The sequence below is a fragment of the Stenotrophomonas sp. STEN083 genome (assembly GCF_056759195.1).
Window position 1 is genome coordinate 1 of sequence record NZ_JBRRCU010000077.1, and the last position, 17,298, is coordinate 17,298.

Sequence of the window (17,298 nt, forward strand, 5' to 3'; positions counted from 1 at the left end):
GCCGGGCTTAACCCGCGAAGCCGATAGTCGATCTGATTGCAGCCACTGCAGGCGTTGCATTACCGCCAGCTTCGCGGCTTACGCCGCTCCTACAAGATGACGGTGGGCCGATGCTTTGCTGGGAAGGCCCTTGCCGAGCATGGCTCGGCACTACCCGCTGGGGCTCAGCCGCGGCCCAGCACCAGCTCGATCACGAAGCGGCTGCCGAAGAACGCCAGCAACAGCAGCGCCATTGCAGTGAGGGTCCAATGCACGGCCTTGCTGCCACGCCAGCCGTAACGGCGGCGGCCGATCAGCAAGGTGCCGAACACGATCCACGACAGCACGCTGAGCACGGTCTTGTGCACCAGCTTCTGCGCCAGCAGGTTGTCGACGAACAGCACGCCGGTCAGCAGGGTCAGGGTCAGCAGGCAGAAGCCGACCGTGATCGTGCGGAACAGCAAGGTCTCCAGGTCGGCCAGCGGCGGCAGGGCGCGCAGCCACGGGCGGAAGTCACGGCGGCGCAGGGCCCGCTCCTGCAGCCACAGCATGATTGCCAGCAGCGCGGCCACGCTCAGCGTGGCGTAGGCCAGCAGCGCAAGCCAGGCGTGGGTGGCCAGGCGCCAGCCCAGCAGTTTGCTCGGTTCATGGCCGTAGCCGTGGTAGGCCACCAGCAGGATCGCCGCCATCGGGAACACCACCACGCCCAATGCCGACATACGCCCGCGCGCGCCAACCACGGCGGTCAGTGCCGCCATGCCCAGACCTACCAGTGACAGTGCCGCGAAGAAGTGCATGTCCGGGCCGCCTGCGGTTTTCATCGCCACCATCAGGTGGTAACCGGCGTGCAGCAGCACGGCGGCGATGGTCGGCAACAGCCAGCTGCGTGGGGGCGGACTGCGCTCGCCGGCCAGCCCGCGTACCAGCAGGGCGGTGGACACCAGATAGAGCGCGGCGGCGATGAGAACGATTGTCATCGATGCAGTTTCGCATACAGGCCCGCCTCTGGCGATCTGAACCGGCGGTGGCGGCGGCTGGCCGTTATACTAACTGCCTCTGTTTCCACGATTTCCGCAGGTTCCGTCGCATGTTCGAGTCACTGACCCAGCGCCTTTCCGGCACCATCGAGCGCCTGCGTGGGCGCGGCCGCCTGACTGAAGAAAACATCCGCGAGGCCACCCGTGAGGTGCGCATCGCCCTGCTCGAGGCCGATGTGGCCCTGCCGGTGGTGCAGGCCCTGATCGAGAAGATCAAGGTCCGCGCGGTTGGCCAGGAGGTGCTCAAGTCGCTGACCCCTGGCCAGGCGCTGATCAAAGTGGTGCGCGATGAGCTGACCGCCGTCATGGGCGCGCAGGCCACCGACCTGAACCTCAATGTGCCCGCGCCGGCCATCATCCTGATGGCGGGCCTGCAGGGTGCCGGCAAGACCACCACGGTCGGCAAGCTGGCCAAGCACCTGAAGGAAAAGCGCAAGAAGAAGGTGATGGTGGTTTCCGCCGACGTTTACCGTCCGGCCGCCATCGAGCAGTTGAAGACGCTGGCCGAACAGGTCGACGTGCTGTTCTTCCCGTCCGCAGCAGACCAGAAGCCGGTCGACATCGTGCGCGCCGCCATCGATGACGCGCGCAAGTCGTTTGTCGACGTGCTGCTGGTCGATACCGCAGGCCGCCTTGCCATCGACGAAGCGATGATGGCCGAGATCAAGGCCCTGCACGCGGCGGTCAACCCGGCTGAAACCCTGTTCGTGGTCGATGCCATGACCGGTCAGGATGCCGCCAACACCGCCAAGGCCTTCGGTGAGGCGCTGCCGCTGACCGGCGTGGTGCTGACCAAGACCGACGGTGACGCCCGTGGCGGTGCCGCGCTGAGCGTGCGCTACATCACCGGCAAGCCGATCAAGTTCACCGGTACCGGTGAGAAGGTCGACGGCCTGGATGTGTTCCATCCGGAACGTGTGGCCAGCCGCATCCTCGACATGGGCGACGTACTGTCGCTGGTCGAGCAGGTCGAGCAGCAGGTCGACAAGGACAAGGCGCAGAAGCTGGCCGAGAAGGTCGCCAAGGGCAAGAAGTTCGACCTGAACGACATGCGCGACCAGCTGGAACAGATGCAGAACATGGGCGGCATCGGCGGCTTGATGGACAAGCTGCCGGGCCTGGGCCAGATCCCCGAGCACCTCAAGGCGCAGGTCAGCCAGAGCAAGGAAGTGCCGCGCATGATCGCCATCATCGGCTCCATGACCAAGAAGGAGCGCCGCAACCCGGGCCTGCTCAATGGTTCGCGTCGTGCCCGTATCGCACGCGGCTCCGGCACCCAACCGGCCGACGTCAACAAGCTGATGAAGCAGTACATGCAGATGGAAAAGATGATGGGCAAGCTCGCCGGTGGCGGCATGAAGGGCATGATGCGCAACATGAAGGGCATGCTCGGCGCCATGGGTGGCAAGGGCGGCCTGCCGTTCCGTTGATTGCAACTTGGTCCAACCGATTCAAAAAGGAGTGGTGCATGAAGAACAGGATGTATCTGGTACTGGCAGTGCTGGCGCTGAGCGCCTGTGGTGAAGACCGCTCGATATCGCAGAAAGCCGGCAGTGCGATCAGCGGCACCGCTACCGATTTCGTCGCTGGCCTGGGCGAAGGCGTGGACAAGCGCATGTCGCTCAAGCTCGATGTGGCCCCGGAAGTGGTCAGCAATGGCATGACCGTGACCTTGGGCAAGAGCCGCGGCATGGGTTCCAAGGACGCATCCGTGTATGTAGTGGCAACCAAGCCGTACAAGGGTGCATTCCTGGCGCGTGCATTGGACGAGTCGGGCGCCGAAATTGGCCGCTCGCGGGTGGAAGTGGATTTCCCCGCCGATGATGCGCAGTATGTGAACTTCACCTTCAACGAAGAGATGGACAGCCAGCTGGTGCGTTCCTACGCCCTCTCGCTACGCTGAGCGGCATAGGCACCGGCGGCAACATCACCGCCATGCAAAACGCCGTCATTTCAGCCCGGACCGAAGCGTTCTGCCAACGCTTCGGTCTTGAACTTCCTATCCTGCTGGCGCCGATGGCCGGCGCCTGTCCGGTGCCGCTGTCTGCCGCGGTAGCCAATGCTGGCAGCATGGGCGCGATGGGTGCCGTGCTGTCCACGCCGGAACAGATCACACAATGGATGCACGCGTTCGGCCAGCAGTCGCAGGGGCCGGCGCAGGTCAATCTATGGGTGCCGGATCCTGCTCCGCAGCGCGACCCTGCCGCCGAGACGGCTACACGCGAGTTTCTGGCGCGGTGGGGCCCGCAGGTTGCAGCAGAAGCTGGCGATGCGGGTCCTGCCGATTTTGATGCCCAGTTCGATGCGCTGATTGCTGCCCGGCCAGCGGTGGCTTCAACCATCATGGGCGTGTTTTCTGCCGCACAGGTGGCGCGACTGCAGGCCGCCGGTATTGCCTGGTTCGCATGTGCGACGACCTTGAGTGAAGCACTGCAGGCCCAGGCCGCCGGTGCCGATGCAGTCGTCGCACAGGGGATGGAGGCAGGTGGCCATCGCGGCGCGTTTGATGCGGCACAGGCCGAACGACAGATGGTCGGTTTGTTCGCTTTGCTGCCGCGTCTGGTCGATCACCTGAGTGTGCCGGTGATTGCTGCTGGCGGCATTGCCGATGGTCGCGGCATTGCCGCCGCCCTGATGCTCGGTGCAAGCGCGGTGCAGGTGGGAACCGCATTCCTGGCGGCCGATGAATCCGATATTCCCGCAGCGTGGAAGCAGGCGCTGGCCGTTGCCGAGCCTGAAGCCACGCGCGCGACGCGAGCTTTCAGTGGACGGCTCGGGCGTGCCTTGGATACAGCTTATGTGCGAGCGGCCGAAGCGCATGGTGTGCCAGCGCCACAGCCCTATCCGGTGCAACGTGGACTGACCGCTGCCATGCGCAAGCAGGCCAATGCCGCAAATCAGCTCGATGCGATGCAGGCATGGGCAGGGCAATCGGCTTGGATGGTCAAGCCTGCACCAGCGGCACAGATCCTGCGCGCGATGTGGTCGCAGGCGCAGACGCGGCCATGACGGTGCTGTTCTGCAATGGGCAACTGGCTGATGCCGGGGCGCTGAGTGCGGCGCTGGTCAACTACGGGCACTTCACTTCATTTCAGGTGCGCTCTGGTGCGGTGCAGGGCTGGTCGCTGCACCTTGAGCGTTTGCAGCAGGGCACACGCGAGTTGTTCGAAGTTGAACTGGATTGCGCGCAGGTGCTGGGTTGGCTGCAGCAGGCATTGCGGCAGCTGGATACGCCAGACGCATCGGTGCGGATCACGGTATTCTCGCGGCAGTTTGATTTCCGCCAGCCGCTACGTGCAGTGCCGGTGGATGTATTGATTGGCATTGGTGCGCCGGCGCAGATTCCGGCACTTGCGCGTTCAGTACTGCCACTGCGCTATCAGCGCGAGTTGGCGCATATCAAACATGTAGGTACGTTCCCGCTGTTCCAGCTGCGGCGACAGGCATTGCAGCGGGGGTTCGATGATGCGGTGTTTGTCGATACGCAGGGTCGCATCAGCGAAGGCACGACCTGGAACCTGGCGTTCTGGGATGGCGCGCAGGTGTGCTGGCCACAGGCGTCAGCGCTGCGTGGCAGCACCGAGCGTCTGCTGATGGATGGTTTGACCGCGCTCGGTCAGGCGCAGGCCCAGAACGAAGTGCACTTGCCGGCGCTGGCCCGCTTCAATGGTGCGGTGGCATTCAATGCCTCCGGCATCTGGCCGTTGGCGGCAATCGGCGAGCAGCGACTGGAGCAGTCCGATGTGTTGCTGGTTCGCCTGCAAGCCGCATTGGCGCGGATGCCCTGGTTACCGCTCTGAAGCATTGCATGTGCTGGGCTACTTGGCCGGCGTATGTCGATGTGCACCGACCGTGCATTGCGCGTACTCCTGTTGGTTCAGTGCGTGGTCCTTGTTGCTGTCGCAGTGGTGCAGTCGCGCAGCAACGCCCGGCGGATAGACATCGATTTCGGACAGGGTGACGATGCCGTCCTTGTCTTTGTCCAGCTCTGTATAGCTTGGCAAGGTAGTGCCAGCTGGTGCTGCGGCCAGTGCCAATGAATAGCCACCGCTGAGTAAAACTGCTGTCAGTATCATTTGAGCTGATCGGGACACGCGCATCACGTTCTCCTCCAGTCCGGACCACCCGGCTGTCTGCCGGCATAGCAGGCGCCGCCGCGTCTTCGCGATTGGTGAAAAATGGCGGGCGATGGTGTCTGTCGCGATGCTCGACTTAGCTGCCGCTGGCTGGATAGGGAAGGGCGTGCTGATTTCAGTCACACGAACGGCGTGCTATTGATCTGCCTTGTACCGTCACCGGCGTTGGGAGGAACAGCATGGTATTTGAACTGGGCTGGCCGCAGGCTCCCATGCAATGGGTGGTGAGCGTGCTGGTTTTCATCGCGCACCTGCTGGTTGCGGCGCGGGCGCTGACCCGGCCCAATCGTGCCCCGGCGTCGCGCGCGGCGTGGGTGGCGGTGATCATGCTGGCGCCACTGCTTGGCATGTTCGCCTATCTGCTATTGGGCGAAACCAGTATTGGACGTGCGCGTGCGAGACGCCTGCGGCAGACCGTTCGAATGCTGCAGGCGGCGGGCGAATCGCACGGCACGACTGCTGCGGAAATCGGCGGCAAGGCTGCATCCTTGTTCGCGCTGGCGCAGTCGATCAATGGCTTTGCGCCACAGCCGGGCAACCGGATCGCGCTGCTGGGCGCGGCGCAGTCGCTTGCGAACGCCCCGGTGCAGGATTGCCGTTCGGCCATTGATCAGTTGGTGCAGGACATCAGCCTGGCACAGCAGAGCGTGCATATCGCCTTCTACATCTGGCTGGACGATGGTGCCGGTGGCCGCGTTGCCGACGCAGTAGCTGCGGCTGCAAGAAGTGGTGTGGCCTGCAGGGTGATGGTGGATGCGCTGGGCTCGCGGGCGTTCACCGGCAGCCCGCGCTGGGCTCAGTTGCAGCAGGCCGGGGTCAAGCTGGTGCGCACCCTGGATGATCTGACCCGCCTGCAGCACGTTGCTTTCAGTCGAATGGACCTGCGTGATCACCGCAAGATCGTGGTCATCGACAACCGCATCGCTTATTGCGGCAGTCAGAACTGTGCCGATCCGGAGTTCCGGGTCAAGCCCAGCTATGCACCGTGGATCGACCTGCTGTTGCGCTGCGAAGGCCCGGTGGTGGCGCAGATCCAGCGGTTGTTCCTCAGTGGTTGGATTCCGGAAACCGGTGAGCAGGGGCTGGATGCTTACGCAGTGGCAACGCCACAGCCGCAGTTCGACGACGGCTGCCTGGCAATGGCATTTGAAACTGGCCCGGTCACCCGCCACAACGCGATGACCGATATGTTCGTGGCCTGCATCTATGCAGCGCGGCATGAGTTGATTATCAGCACGCCGTACTTCGTGCCGGACGAAGCACTGCTGCGCGCGATCTGCGCGGCACCACGGCGTGGGGTGCGCACGCGGCTGATCTTCCCCAAGCGCAATGACTCCTGGCTGGTAGGGCAGAGCAGTCGCAGCACCTATGCTGATCTGCTGCAGTGTGGTGTGGAGGTATACGAGTATCCGCTGGGCCTGCTGCACGCCAAGTCGCTGAGCGTGGACGGCGAGATCGCCTTGATCGGCTCGGCCAATATGGATCGGCGCAGTCTTGAATTGAACTTCGAGAACAATCTGCTGATTGCTGACAGCGTGGTCACCGCCAGCATCGTGCAGCGCCAGCAAGGCTATCTGTCGGTTTCCGAGCCGGTGTTGTTGACGCAGGTGATGGCGTGGCCCTTGGCCACGCGTTTGGTGCGCAATGCGGTCGCGATGATGTCGCCGGTGTTGTGACGCTCAGGCGGTCGGTGCGCTATCGCCGCGCAGCAGGCCCATGAACTCGCCGAACAGGCGCCGGTCGATCAAACGCCCGCGGTCGTTGGCCAGTATTTCGATGGCGCGTTGCATCGGCATCGGGCCGCGGTACGGGCGCTGCGAGGTCATCGCATCGAAGCCATCGACGATGGTGAGGATGCGCGACTCAAGTGGAATGTCTTCGCCCTGCAGGCCGTGCGGATAGCCGCTGCCGTCCCAGGCTTCATGGTGATGGCGGATCAGCGTGGCAACGGCCTTGGCGTCACTTCGGCCGGTGGCGGCGAACAGGCGCGCGCCGCGTTCCGGATGAGTGCGCATCGCCGAGATTTTGTCTTCATCCAACTTGCCCGGATGCAGCAGCACCTCGTCACGGATACCGATCTTGCCGACATCATGGAAGCGTGCGGCAAGCACGAGATGGCCGATGCGCTGTTCGGACAGGTCACAGCGGCGGCCCATGGCCTGGGCAAGTTGCGAGACGCGATCGCAGTGGTGGTCGGTATAGCTGTCGCGCTGGTCCAGCGCGGCGGCCAATACTTCGATAGCGCAGGAACTGTCATCCGGTGGATGCGACAGACCCACAGGCGTGGTGATGGTCAACATGATGACGAAGCCGTGTGGGGAACGGCTGCGAGCGTAAGAGAGGGGGCGTTATTTTCAACGCCCTTTCGCGTTCACGCAATCTTCACGATGTTTTTCATTCAGGCGCGGCCGGGATGCAGCGTGGTCAACAACGCACGCGCGGCGTTGAAGCGGTCAGCGCTTTCCGGCAGCGGATGCTTGATGCGCAACTTGTCCGGGCCATCCATTTGATACAGCTTGGGCTGCTTCTGGATCAGCTGGATCACCACCATCGGATCAATGTTGGGCTTGCTGTCAAACACGATGCGGCCACCGTTTTCGCCCAGCTCCAGCTTGCGGATGCCAAGCTCGTTGGCCTGCAGCTTGAGCTCGGCGATGGCGAACAGATGCTTTACCGGATCCGGCAACAGGCCGAAGCGATCGATCATTTCCACCTGCAGTTCGCGCAGGCGCTCGTTGTCGCGTGCCGAGCTGATGCGCTTGTACAAGGTCAGGCGGGTATGCACGTCGGGCAGGTAATCTTCCGGAATCAATGCCGGTACATGCAGTTCGACGTCGGCACCGCGAGCTTCTTCGCCGGCATCCAGATCCGGCAGCTTGCCCGACTTGATCGAACGTACCGCGCGTTCCAGCAGCTCGGTGTACAGGCTGAAGCCGATCTCGGCCATTTGCCCGCTCTGGTCTTCGCCCAGCAACTCACCAGCACCACGGATTTCCAGATCGTGGGTGGCCAGGGTGAAGCCTGCGCCCAGTTCGTCCATCGAGGCGATGGCTTCCAGGCGCTTCTGCGCATCCGGTGTGATTGAGCGCTTGTCCGGCACCAGCAGGTACGCGTAGGCACGATGGTGCGAGCGACCAACGCGGCCACGCAGCTGATGCAACTGCGCAAGACCAAAGCGATCTGCGCGGTTGATGATGATGGTGTTGGCGTTGGGAATATCGATACCCGACTCGATGATGGTACTGGCCAGCAGCACGTTGAACCGTTGCTTCTGGAAATCCAGCATCACCCGTTCCAGCTCGCGCTCCGGCATCTGCCCGTGGGCCATGCCGATGCGCGCCTCGGGCACCAGCTCGGACAGCTCGCGCTGCATCCGGCCCATGCTTTCCACATCGTTGTGCAGGAAGTACAGCTGGCCACCACGCGACAACTCACGCTGGAAGGCCTCCCGCAGCTGCGCGTTGTCCCAGGCGGTGATGAAGGTCTTGACCGCCAAGCGGTTCGGCGGCGGCGTGGCGATGATCGACAGATCACGCAGGCCGGCCATCGCCATGTTCAAGGTGCGCGGGATCGGCGTAGCAGTCAGCGTCAGCAAGTGCACGTTGGCGCGCATTGCCTTCAGCGCTTCCTTCTGGCGCACGCCAAAGCGCTGCTCTTCATCGACGATGACCAGACCCAGGTCCTTGAACTTCACGTCCGGCTGCAGCAGGCGGTGCGTGCCGATGATCACATCGATGGTGCCTTCGGCGACCTTGTCCAGCTCGGCCTTGATTTCCTTGCTGGTCTTGAAGCGCGACAGCACTTCCACCCGCAGCGGGTAATCGGCGAAGCGGTCGCGGAAGTTGCGGTAATGCTGTTCGGCCAGCAGTGTGGTCGGCACCAGTACCGCAACCTGCTTGCCGCCACTGGCCGCAGCGAATGCCGCGCGTAGCGCAACCTCGGTCTTGCCGAAGCCAACGTCACCGCAGACCACGCGGTCCATCGGCTGGCTGGATTGCAGGTCGCGCAGCGTCGCTTCGATTGCCGCTTGCTGGTCGGGTGTTTCCTCGAACGGGAAGCCGGCTGCGAACGGCTCGTACATCGAGCGGTCGATGTCCAACGCCAGGCCAGCGCGGGCGCGGCGACGGGCCTGGATTTCCAGCAGCTCGGCGGCAACGTCACGGACTTTCTCGGCAGCCTTGCGCTTGGCCTTGGCCCATTGCTCGCCACCGAGCGAATGCAGCGGTGCGGTTTCCGGCGACGCGCCGGAATAACGGCTGATCAGATGCAGCTGTGCGACCGGCACATACAGGCGGTCGCCCTTGGCGTATTCGATCTCAAGGAATTCGCCGGGCATGCCGCCGACATCCATCGCGATCAAACCGCGGTAGCGGCCCACACCATGATCTTCATGGACGATGGGCGCGCCTTCGGTCAGCTCACCCAGGTCACGGATGATGGACTCGGGCTCACGCCCGGCACGCCGCGTACGCCGCGCCTGGCCAGCACGTTCCGGAAACAACTGGCGCTCGGTAAGCACGGCCAAGGCCGGCTCGCTGAGCGCAAAGCCGTCATCCAGCGGCGCAACGGTAATGGCGAAGCGACCAAGCCCCGCTTTTGCCTTGAGCCCCTCTCCCGTTAACGGGAGAGGGGTTGGGGTGAGGGCGCTCTTGCTTTGGCTTTTGCCAGCAGCATCACTCCCGCCAAGCGGAGAAGGCAGAAAATCATTGAAGCTCGCAACAACCTCAGGCCGCAATTCAGCAGCCTGCAGCACTTCCAACAAGGCCTCACGCCGTCCCGGCGAATCCGCCGCGATCAGCACCCGGCCCGGGTAGTGCTCGATGAAAGACTTCAGTGCCTGCCCAGCCGGCGCATCCTTGGCGGCGACCGGCAACGGCGGCAGCGGCTGGTCACCCAGCGCATGCGCCTCGGCGGCGCGCGGATGATCGGCCGCACACACTTCCACGCGCGGCAGTTTGTTGAACTGCTCGCGCAGGCTGTCTGGTGATTGGTAAATCTCTTCCGGTGGCAGCAGCGGCCGTTCGATATCGTGGCGGCGTTGCTCGTAACGGCTGTTGGTCTGCAGCCAGAACGCATCGGAGGCTTCGCTGACACCGCTGCCGAGTACGGTCATGAAACCGTCCGGCAGGTAGTCAAACAAGGTCGCGGTCTGGTTGAAGAACAGCGGCAGCATGTATTCGATGCCCGAAGGCGCCAGACCCGCCTTCAGGTCCTGGTACAGGGGACTGCGTCGGGTATCCACGTCGAAGCGTTCGCGCAGCGATGCCAGCACCTTGTTGAGGCTGGCCTCGTCCATCGGCACTTCGCGGCCGGGCAGCATCTTTACTGCGGTGACCTTGTCCAGCGAGCGCTGCGATTCCGGGTCGAACTCGCGGATGGAGTCGATGTCCTCGTCCAGCAGCTCGATGCGCAGTGGCGCCTCGGCGCCCATCGGATAGACATCGAGCAGACCGCCACGCACGGCGAAATCACCCGGGTCCATTACCTGCACGACATTGCGGTAGCCGGCGCTTTCCAGGCGGCGCTTCTCCGCGTCCATATCCAGACGCTGGCCAACCTTCAGGTCGAAGCTGCCACCGACGATGTAGCTCAGCGGCGCCAAGCGCTGCAGCAGTGTCTGCACCGGCACCACGACGATGCCTTGCTTCAGCGTCGGCAGGCGGTGCAGGGCGGCCAGACGCTGCGAAATGATGTCCGGGTGCGGGCTGAACTGGTCGTAGGGCAGGGTTTCCCAATCCGGGAACGGCACCACCGGCAACGGACTGTTTGCACCAAGCAGTGTCTGCAGATCAGCCACCAGCTGATGTGCGCTGTGGTTGTCACGGGTGATCAGCAGCAGCGGTTTGGCGTGTGCCTGCGCGGCGCAGGCGACATGCCAGGCCAGCGCACTGCTGGAAGCCGGAGCGCGCCACCAGGCGCGGAGCTGGCCCGAACGGGGCAGCGGCGGAATGGGGTAGGTAATAGGCGACATGAACCGCTAATTTTACCAGATGCGCCCGGCTTGCCTTGTTGGGGTGATCGGGCCTTGCGGGCGCGGACGGCTCAGAGCCGGAAACGCAACAGGCGCCTTATCGGCGCCTGTCGAGAGCTGAATGGAAAACTGACCCTCAGTTCGCCAGTTCCAGCACCATCCGCACCAGCCCGGGGGCGGCTGCGGGGTGCGGCACCTGTTTGAAGCCCAGCGAAGCGGCCAGCTGCAGCATCGGCTCGTTGTCCTGGGCGATGTCGCCATACAGGCGGTCCAGATACTTGCCGCGCGCCCATTTGACCAGTTTGCGCATCAACTGCCGGCCCAGACCCTGACCAGCGAGGAAGCCGCTTACCAGGATCGCGTATTCGGCATCGCGGGTGCCAGGGATGATGGAGGCCCGGGCTACCGCGCCCACAACCGCTTCCCCGGGAGGCAGCGGCTCGGCCGCGACCAGCGCGATCTCGGTCTTGGGATTGGGGTGGGTCAAGCGCTGGGCGGTCTCATCAGAGAGTGATTCAACCGACTGCAGGAACTTGTCGCGCACTTCTTCCGGCCCGAACAGGGCAAACGCGCCCTGCAGCGGCGCACCGTCTTCAGGGCGGATTGGTCGTATCAGCAGCTCACGGCCGCTGGGTGCCTTGAAATTTTCATGCCACGGGGGCATGCGGTTGCGAGTTGCCATGACTACGTTTCCTCCAAAGTCGCCTGATTCTGTCACTGCGGGTGCTACGTTCTGTGAACGCGGTCCAAAGCAGCTGCAGATTGCCGGCGGTGCCCGTCACTCGGGCGTCTTCAGCCACTCCAGCCGGGTCGAGGTGCCGGTTTCACCCAGATACTGCTTCAGGACCGGCAAAGCCGGGGCCAACACCTGCTCAAACTGCCATGGCGGGTTCAGCAACAGCATCCCGCTACCATTCAGACGCAGCGGGGAGTCATCGGCCCTCACCATGAATTCGGCGACCAGGATGGACTTGGCCGGTAGCGCGGCTGCCTTGCGGAAGAACGGCTGCAGGGTGCGGCGTTGCTTGATCGGGTACCAGACCGCGCATTGCGCTTGCGGCATCCGGGTCAGAATCTCACGCAAGGTTGAGATGATCAGCGGGTATTCGGCATCCTGTACTTCATACGGTGGGTCGATCAGCACCAGCGCCCGGCCGATCTTGATGGCGCCGCTCTTGGGCGGAATGAAGGCGCGGATGGCTTCGTAGCCATTGCCAGCGTGCACCTGGACCCGGCGATCGTGGGCAAACAGCTCCTTGAGCGCGGTGACCTCGTCCTTCTGCAGCTCACAGGCGGCCATGCGGTCCTGCTCGCGCAGGGCGCGGGCGGCCAACAGCGGCGAGCCCGGGTAGGAGATCAAGGCGCCGACCGGGTTGTCGGCCTGCACCGCGCGCAGGTACTGCTCCACCACTTCGGGCAGCGACGGGGTGGTCATCAGTCGCAGCACGCCTTCATCGATCTCGGCGGTTTTGCGGCTTTCCTCGGCGGACAGCAGGTAACGGCCGCGGCCGGCATGCGTGTCCAGCACGAAGAAGGGCGAGTCTTTGCGCTTGAGCGCGTCGATCATCGCCAGCATGACGATGTGCTTGAGAACGTCGGCGTGGTTACCGGCGTGGAAGGCGTGGCGATAATTCATCGGCGAAGTTTACGGCTTGCAGCGTGGCGTGGGCGTTTTGATCGGCCTGCGTTGGCCGGCCGACGGGTCAATCGGCGGTTCCAGGGGGCAATCGGGCCACCATCGGCTACTGCCGCTGGCGTCTGCGGCAAGGCCAGCTATGCTGATGCAATGTCCAGCCAACCTGCCCGGGTACTCGTCGTCGAAGACGAGGCCGCCATCGCCGATACCCTTCTTTATGCGCTGCGCAGCGAAGGCTATGCCGCCAGCCATTGCGCGCTGGGCCGCGAAGCCTTGGCGCTGCTGCGTCAGGACGGCGCCGACGTGGTGGTGCTGGATGTCGGTCTGCCCGACCTGGGCGGCTTCGAGGTCTGCCGTGAACTGCGCACTTTCAGCCAGGTGCCGGTGATCTTCCTGACCGCCCGCAACGACGAGTTCGACCGTGTGCTGGGGTTGGAGCTGGGCGCCGACGACTACGTGACCAAACCGTTCTCGCCACGCGAGATGGTGGCGCGGGTGCGCGCGCGGCTGCGCCGGACCACGCCTGCTGCGCCGATTGCGGCCGAAGCGGGGGGCTGGAAGCAGCTGGGGCGGTTCGCGATTGATAACGAAGGCCGGCGCATCCGCTATGACGAGGCGCTACTGGACCTGACTCGCTACGAGTACGCCTTGCTGGCGGCATTGCTGCAGCGTCCCGGGGCGATCCTGAGCCGGGCGCAGTTGATGGAGCGCGGCTGGGATCACGCCAGCGACAGCACCGATCGCACCGTTGATACCCACGTCAAAACCCTGCGCGCAAAGCTGCGTGCGGCTGGCGCGCAAGGTGAACCGATCCGCACCCATCGCGGCGTCGGCTACGCCCTGGATGTGTGACCGATGCGTATCGGGCTGAAGCTGTTCCTCGGATTCTTCCTGATTGTCGGCATCGCCGCGTTCTTCGTGATGCGGGTGTTCGTCAACGAGGTCAAACCCGGCGTGCGCCAGGCCATGGAATCAACCTTGGTGGATGCGGCCAATGTGCTGGCGGTGATGGCTGCGCCGGATCTGAAGGCCGGGCATATCGGTGACGGCGACTTCGCTGCGCGCCTGGCCACCGCCCAGCGCCGCGACCCCAAGGCGATGGTGTGGCGCTTCCCCAAGCGCAGCATCGACTACCGGGTGACGGTGACCAATGCGCAGGGCATCGTGGTCTACGACTCGCGCGGGCAGGACGTGGGCCGCGACAACTCGCGTTGGAATGATGTCTACCGAACGCTGCGCGGTGAGTATGGCGCGCGCTCCAGTGCTGAAATCCCGGGCGATGAAACCAAGACGGTGATGCACGTCGCCGCGCCGATGTACGACCCAGCCGACGGTCGCACCATGATTGGCGTGCTGACGCTGTCGCAGCCCAACGACACCATCGATCCCTTCATCGTTGCCAGCCAGCGCGCCATCATCGCGCGTGGTGCCTGGTTGATCGGACTATCGGCCTTGATCGGTCTATTGATGACCTGGTGGCTGTCGCGCGGCATTGGCGGCCTCAGCCGCTATGCCAAGGCGGTAAGCGCTGGTGAGCCGGTGCCGCCGCCGAAGCGGCGCCGTGATGAGATCGGTGATCTTGGGCAGGCGCTGGAAACCATGCGCCGCAAGCTCGAAGGCAAGGCCTACGTCGAGCAGTACGTGCAGTCGCTGACCCACGAAATGAAGAGCCCGCTGGCAGCGATACGTGGCGCCGCCGAGTTGCTGCAGGAACCCTTGCCGGAAGCCGACCGGCAGCGCTTCGCCGCCAACATCGTGCAGCAGGAGCGCCGTCTGACTGAAACCATCGATCAGTTGCTGCGACTGGCCGAGGTTGAACAGCACGGCTGGCTGCAGCGGCGCACCGAGGTAGATCTGGTCGCGGTCTGCCGCGCGCTGGCCGACGATGCCGCGCCGCGCCTGCAGGCCGGGCAGATTCGTCTGGATATGGAATTGCCGGAGCAGGCAGCGGTGCAGGGCGATGCCTTCCTGCTGCGCCAGGCGCTTTCCAACCTGCTGGACAACGCGATTGCATTCTCCGCGCCGGGCAGCCGCATCGTGCTGAGCGTGCAGCGCCAGCAGCAGAACTGGCGGATTGCCGTGCGTGACAACGGCCCCGGTGTGCCGGAGTACGCGCAGGAGCGGGTCTTCGAACGGTTCTATTCGCTGGCGCGCCCAGGTACGGGCCAACGCAGTTCCGGCCTGGGCCTGCCATTCGTGGCCGAGGTGGCGCGCCTGCATGGCGGCGTTGCGGAACTGGGCAACCATCCTGAAGGTGGCGCCGAAGCGCGCCTGCTGCTGCCGGGCGGCTGACTTCACATTCGCTTCAAACTCGGCACAAACCCTGCTCACCGGTCGCGTTCAACCTGTCCCTGTTTCCACACGAGGACGGGACATGACTTCCCTGAAACTGCTGTTGCGCTTCGCCATTGTCGGCGGGCTGGTGTTGTTGCTGCTGATTCCCCTGCTGCTGATCCGCAGCACCATCAATGAGCGTGAGCGTTACCGCGACGAGGCGGTCGAACGGGTATCGCAGAGCTGGGCCGGTGAGCAGTCACTGATCGGCCCGGTGCGGGTGCTGCCGTGGACCCAGCAGCGCGAAGTCGAAATTCCGGCCGAGGGCAATAATCCGCGCAAGACCGAAATGCGCGTTGAAAGCGGCTATGACCTGCAGATGCCGACACGCTTGAACGTGCAGGGCAATATGCGCACCGATGAGCGCACCGTGGGCCTGTTCAAGGTGCCGGTCTACAACTGGCAGGCCAAGCTGCAGGCCGAGTTCGCCGAGAGCAGCTATGTGGCGGTGCCGGGGCGCACTTACGGTCGTCCCTATCTGGCCTTGGGCGTGTCCGATGTGCGCGGTCTGGTAGGTACACCGAACCTGCGCGTCGACGGCCGTGCGATCCAGTTGCAGCCCGGCGCTGGCGTATTGGAAGGAACCTCAAAGGGCCTGCATGCACCGTTGTCGGTGTTGCCGGATTCAATGCAGGGCGTGCTGCGCGAGGGTGGCAAGGTCGAGCTGGAGTTCGTGCTGGGCGGTACCCGTTCGCTGGCGATTGCGCCGGTCGGCGATGACACCCGCGTCTCGCTGTCGTCAACCTGGCAGCATCCGCTGTTTGGCGGCAGCTTCCTGCCCAACGAGCGCAGCATCGATGCCAGCGGCTTCAAGGCAGAGTGGGCGGTGTCTTCGCTGGCCTCGGCAGCGCAGTCGCAGCTGGTCAGGGCGATCCGCAGCGACGGCGGCAGCGTGGAGGCATTGAACGTGGCCTTGGTGGATCCGGTGGACACCTATACGCAGGTGGACCGTGCCAGCAAGTACGGCATCCTGTTCGTGCTGCTCACTTTCGTTGGCTTTGCGCTGTTCGAGCTGATCAAGCAGCTGAAGATCCATCCGCTGCAGTATCTGCTGGTGGGTCTGGCGTTGGCGATCTTCTTCCTGCTGCTGCTGAGTCTGTCGGAGCAGATTGCGTTCTGGCAGGCGTATCTGATCGCGGCGGCGGCGTGTATCGGCTTGCAGGGCTTCTATCTGAGTGGGGTGCTGCACAGCTGGAAGCGCGGTGTCGGTTTCGCGACGATGCTGACGATGTTGTATGGCGTGCTGTATGTGCTGCTGGTCTCGGAGAACAACGCGTTGCTGATGGGTTCGCTGCTGTTGTTCGGAATCCTCGCCGCGATCATGTGGATCACCCGCAAGGTTGATTGGTACGAGCTGAGCAATCGTGCGGTGAGCAAGCAGGCCTGATCTGGAAGTTGCGATGACGGGGCGGGGTGGCGTTGGCCATCCCGCCTCTTTCGTAGGGAGGAATGACATGAATCGTGCATTGATCCACCGCCGTGCGCAGCGCTTGTTGCCGGCGGGTATCGAGACCTGTGGTTTGTTGCACTTCGGTATGGCACCGGGGCAGGTGGAGCGGGTGTTGCTGGGCAGTGTGTTTGGCGGTGGCCAGGCGCAGGGGGTGGTGGCGTTGCGGCTGTCGTTGTCGACGGCGTTGGCTATTCGGCGCAAGGGGTTGCGGTATTTCGAGACGGGGGATTGGGTGTACTCGGCGTTTGCCGAGGCGCATTCGCCGGATGCCGGTGGTTCTGCGTGTGGAGCAGAGGGCTTGGGTGAGCTGCCGACGACGCATGGCGCTGGATACTCCGCCGTCGCTCAAGATGGCCGTTCGTGGTTTGTGGTGCTGCCGGTGGAACGTCTCGTGGTTTATGGGTGGTGGGAATGAGAGGGTGTTTGGCGGTAACCCGTCGGGACTGCATGACAGTCTCCCCCCGCGTGCTGGAGGAGAAACGGGCTTGTCGATGCTGAGATGGAGGGGCTCGCAGAACCTGCCCCGCGAAGGCGGGCAGGTAACGCATACCGGACTGCATGACACCTCCCTTCTCCCGCCTGCGGGAGAAGGTGCCCGGAGGGCGGATGAGGGCGGCTCTTGCCTTGGTTGTTGCTGTGAATATGATGCTGATAGCCGAAGCCGAAGCCGAAGCAGAAGCAGAAGCTCACGCACCCGGTTACTGAGAGTGAGAATTTGATGTGCAAGGAAAAGGATAACCACAGAGAGAAGCCGC

15 protein-coding genes are annotated in these 17,298 nt (G+C 63.9%); 9 read left to right on the forward strand and 6 right to left on the reverse strand.

The window, feature by feature from the left end:
* Positions 1-164: 164 nt before the first annotated feature.
* Positions 165-956, reverse strand: a complete 792-nt coding sequence (locus ACVOK8_RS17100; RefSeq protein WP_481567872.1) for a cytochrome C assembly family protein — start codon at positions 954-956, stop codon at positions 165-167.
* Positions 957-1,066: 110 nt separating this feature from the next.
* On the opposite strand from ACVOK8_RS17100, the gene ffh reads away from it, so the two are divergent.
* From ffh to ACVOK8_RS17120, 4 genes are read left to right on the forward strand one after another with little or no spacing between them, the layout of a single operon-like run.
* On the forward strand, positions 1,067-2,446 hold the full coding sequence (gene ffh / locus ACVOK8_RS17105) for a signal recognition particle protein (RefSeq protein WP_481536088.1): 1,380 nt from the start codon (positions 1,067-1,069) through the stop codon (positions 2,444-2,446).
* A gap of 38 nt (positions 2,447-2,484) precedes the next feature.
* Positions 2,485-2,919, forward strand: coding sequence for a hypothetical protein (locus tag ACVOK8_RS17110; protein ID WP_481508543.1), 435 nt, complete (start codon positions 2,485-2,487; stop codon positions 2,917-2,919).
* A 32-nt stretch (positions 2,920-2,951) separates the two neighbouring features.
* Positions 2,952-4,025 carry an NAD(P)H-dependent flavin oxidoreductase gene (locus ACVOK8_RS17115; RefSeq protein ID WP_481567873.1) on the forward strand — a complete coding sequence of 358 codons (1,074 nt, stop codon included), beginning with the start codon at positions 2,952-2,954 and terminating at the stop codon, positions 4,023-4,025.
* Complete coding sequence (locus ACVOK8_RS17120; RefSeq protein ID WP_481567874.1) at positions 4,022-4,816, forward strand: aminotransferase class IV; 795 nt, start codon at positions 4,022-4,024, stop codon at positions 4,814-4,816. The genes ACVOK8_RS17115 and ACVOK8_RS17120 overlap by 4 nt, the downstream gene beginning before the upstream one ends.
* A gap of 18 nt (positions 4,817-4,834) precedes the next feature.
* On the opposite strand, the gene ACVOK8_RS17125 is transcribed toward ACVOK8_RS17120, so the two are convergent.
* Complete coding sequence (locus tag ACVOK8_RS17125) at positions 4,835-5,092, reverse strand: EF-hand domain-containing protein (protein WP_481567875.1); 258 nt, start codon at positions 5,090-5,092, stop codon at positions 4,835-4,837.
* A 239-nt stretch (positions 5,093-5,331) separates the two neighbouring features.
* Between ACVOK8_RS17125 and cls the strand changes: the two genes are divergently transcribed.
* Positions 5,332-6,828, forward strand: coding sequence for a cardiolipin synthase (gene cls / locus ACVOK8_RS17130; RefSeq protein WP_481567876.1), 1,497 nt, complete (start codon positions 5,332-5,334; stop codon positions 6,826-6,828).
* Positions 6,829-6,831: 3 nt separating this feature from the next.
* On the opposite strand, the gene ACVOK8_RS17135 is transcribed toward cls, so the two are convergent.
* From ACVOK8_RS17135 to ACVOK8_RS17150, 4 genes are all read right to left on the reverse strand, one after another.
* Entirely contained in the window at positions 6,832-7,452 is a 621-nt protein-coding gene (locus tag ACVOK8_RS17135) for an HD-GYP domain-containing protein (RefSeq protein WP_481567877.1), read from the reverse strand.
* A gap of 98 nt (positions 7,453-7,550) precedes the next feature.
* Entirely contained in the window at positions 7,551-11,123 is a 3,573-nt protein-coding gene (gene mfd / locus ACVOK8_RS17140; RefSeq protein ID WP_481567878.1) for a transcription-repair coupling factor, read from the reverse strand.
* A gap of 136 nt (positions 11,124-11,259) precedes the next feature.
* Complete coding sequence (locus ACVOK8_RS17145) at positions 11,260-11,805, reverse strand: GNAT family N-acetyltransferase (protein ID WP_057629682.1); 546 nt, start codon at positions 11,803-11,805, stop codon at positions 11,260-11,262.
* 96 nt (positions 11,806-11,901) lie between these two features.
* On the reverse strand, positions 11,902-12,759 hold the full coding sequence (locus ACVOK8_RS17150; RefSeq protein ID WP_481567879.1) for a 23S rRNA (adenine(2030)-N(6))-methyltransferase RlmJ: 858 nt from the start codon (positions 12,757-12,759) through the stop codon (positions 11,902-11,904).
* Positions 12,760-12,909: 150 nt separating this feature from the next.
* Between ACVOK8_RS17150 and creB the strand changes: the two genes are divergently transcribed.
* The 4 genes from creB (at position 12,910) to ACVOK8_RS17170 (ending at position 16,958) form a co-directional block, all read left to right on the forward strand.
* On the forward strand, positions 12,910-13,611 hold the full coding sequence (gene creB / locus ACVOK8_RS17155; protein WP_481567880.1) for a two-component system response regulator CreB: 702 nt from the start codon (positions 12,910-12,912) through the stop codon (positions 13,609-13,611).
* A 3-nt stretch (positions 13,612-13,614) separates the two neighbouring features.
* The gene (gene creC / locus ACVOK8_RS17160; RefSeq protein ID WP_481567881.1) at positions 13,615-15,051 is read left to right on the forward strand and encodes a two-component system sensor histidine kinase CreC; all 1,437 of its coding nucleotides are present in this window, start codon (positions 13,615-13,617) and stop codon (positions 15,049-15,051) included.
* 82 nt (positions 15,052-15,133) lie between these two features.
* Positions 15,134-16,480 (forward strand): cell envelope integrity protein CreD, encoded by a 1,347-nt coding sequence (creD, locus tag ACVOK8_RS17165; RefSeq protein WP_481567882.1) that lies wholly within the window; start codon positions 15,134-15,136, stop codon positions 16,478-16,480.
* Positions 16,481-16,547: 67 nt separating this feature from the next.
* Positions 16,548-16,958 carry a hypothetical protein gene (locus tag ACVOK8_RS17170; RefSeq protein ID WP_481567883.1) on the forward strand — a complete coding sequence of 137 codons (411 nt, stop codon included), beginning with the start codon at positions 16,548-16,550 and terminating at the stop codon, positions 16,956-16,958.
* Positions 16,959-17,298: the final 340 nt, after the last annotated feature.

Excerpts from the sequence above, each read along its gene's own strand:
- ACVOK8_RS17100 (WP_481567872.1), bottom strand. The coding sequence starts at position 956 with ATGACAATCGTTCTCATCGCCGCCGCGCTCTATCTGGTGTCCACCGCC.
- ffh (WP_481536088.1), top strand. The coding sequence starts at position 1,067 with ATGTTCGAGTCACTGACCCAGCGCCTTTCCGGCACCATCGAGCGCCTG.
- ACVOK8_RS17110 (WP_481508543.1), top strand. The coding sequence starts at position 2,485 with ATGAAGAACAGGATGTATCTGGTACTGGCAGTGCTGGCGCTGAGCGCC.
- ACVOK8_RS17115 (WP_481567873.1), top strand. The coding sequence starts at position 2,952 with ATGCAAAACGCCGTCATTTCAGCCCGGACCGAAGCGTTCTGCCAACGC.
- ACVOK8_RS17120 (WP_481567874.1), top strand. The coding sequence starts at position 4,022 with ATGACGGTGCTGTTCTGCAATGGGCAACTGGCTGATGCCGGGGCGCTG.
- ACVOK8_RS17125 (WP_481567875.1), bottom strand. The coding sequence starts at position 5,092 with ATGATACTGACAGCAGTTTTACTCAGCGGTGGCTATTCATTGGCACTG.
- cls (WP_481567876.1), top strand. The coding sequence starts at position 5,332 with ATGGTATTTGAACTGGGCTGGCCGCAGGCTCCCATGCAATGGGTGGTG.
- ACVOK8_RS17135 (WP_481567877.1), bottom strand. The coding sequence starts at position 7,452 with ATGTTGACCATCACCACGCCTGTGGGTCTGTCGCATCCACCGGATGAC.
- mfd (WP_481567878.1), bottom strand. The coding sequence starts at position 11,123 with ATGTCGCCTATTACCTACCCCATTCCGCCGCTGCCCCGTTCGGGCCAG.
- ACVOK8_RS17145 (WP_057629682.1), bottom strand. The coding sequence starts at position 11,805 with ATGGCAACTCGCAACCGCATGCCCCCGTGGCATGAAAATTTCAAGGCA.
- ACVOK8_RS17150 (WP_481567879.1), bottom strand. The coding sequence starts at position 12,759 with ATGAATTATCGCCACGCCTTCCACGCCGGTAACCACGCCGACGTTCTC.
- creB (WP_481567880.1), top strand. The coding sequence starts at position 12,910 with ATGTCCAGCCAACCTGCCCGGGTACTCGTCGTCGAAGACGAGGCCGCC.
- creC (WP_481567881.1), top strand. The coding sequence starts at position 13,615 with ATGCGTATCGGGCTGAAGCTGTTCCTCGGATTCTTCCTGATTGTCGGC.
- creD (WP_481567882.1), top strand. The coding sequence starts at position 15,134 with ATGACTTCCCTGAAACTGCTGTTGCGCTTCGCCATTGTCGGCGGGCTG.
- ACVOK8_RS17170 (WP_481567883.1), top strand. The coding sequence starts at position 16,548 with ATGAATCGTGCATTGATCCACCGCCGTGCGCAGCGCTTGTTGCCGGCG.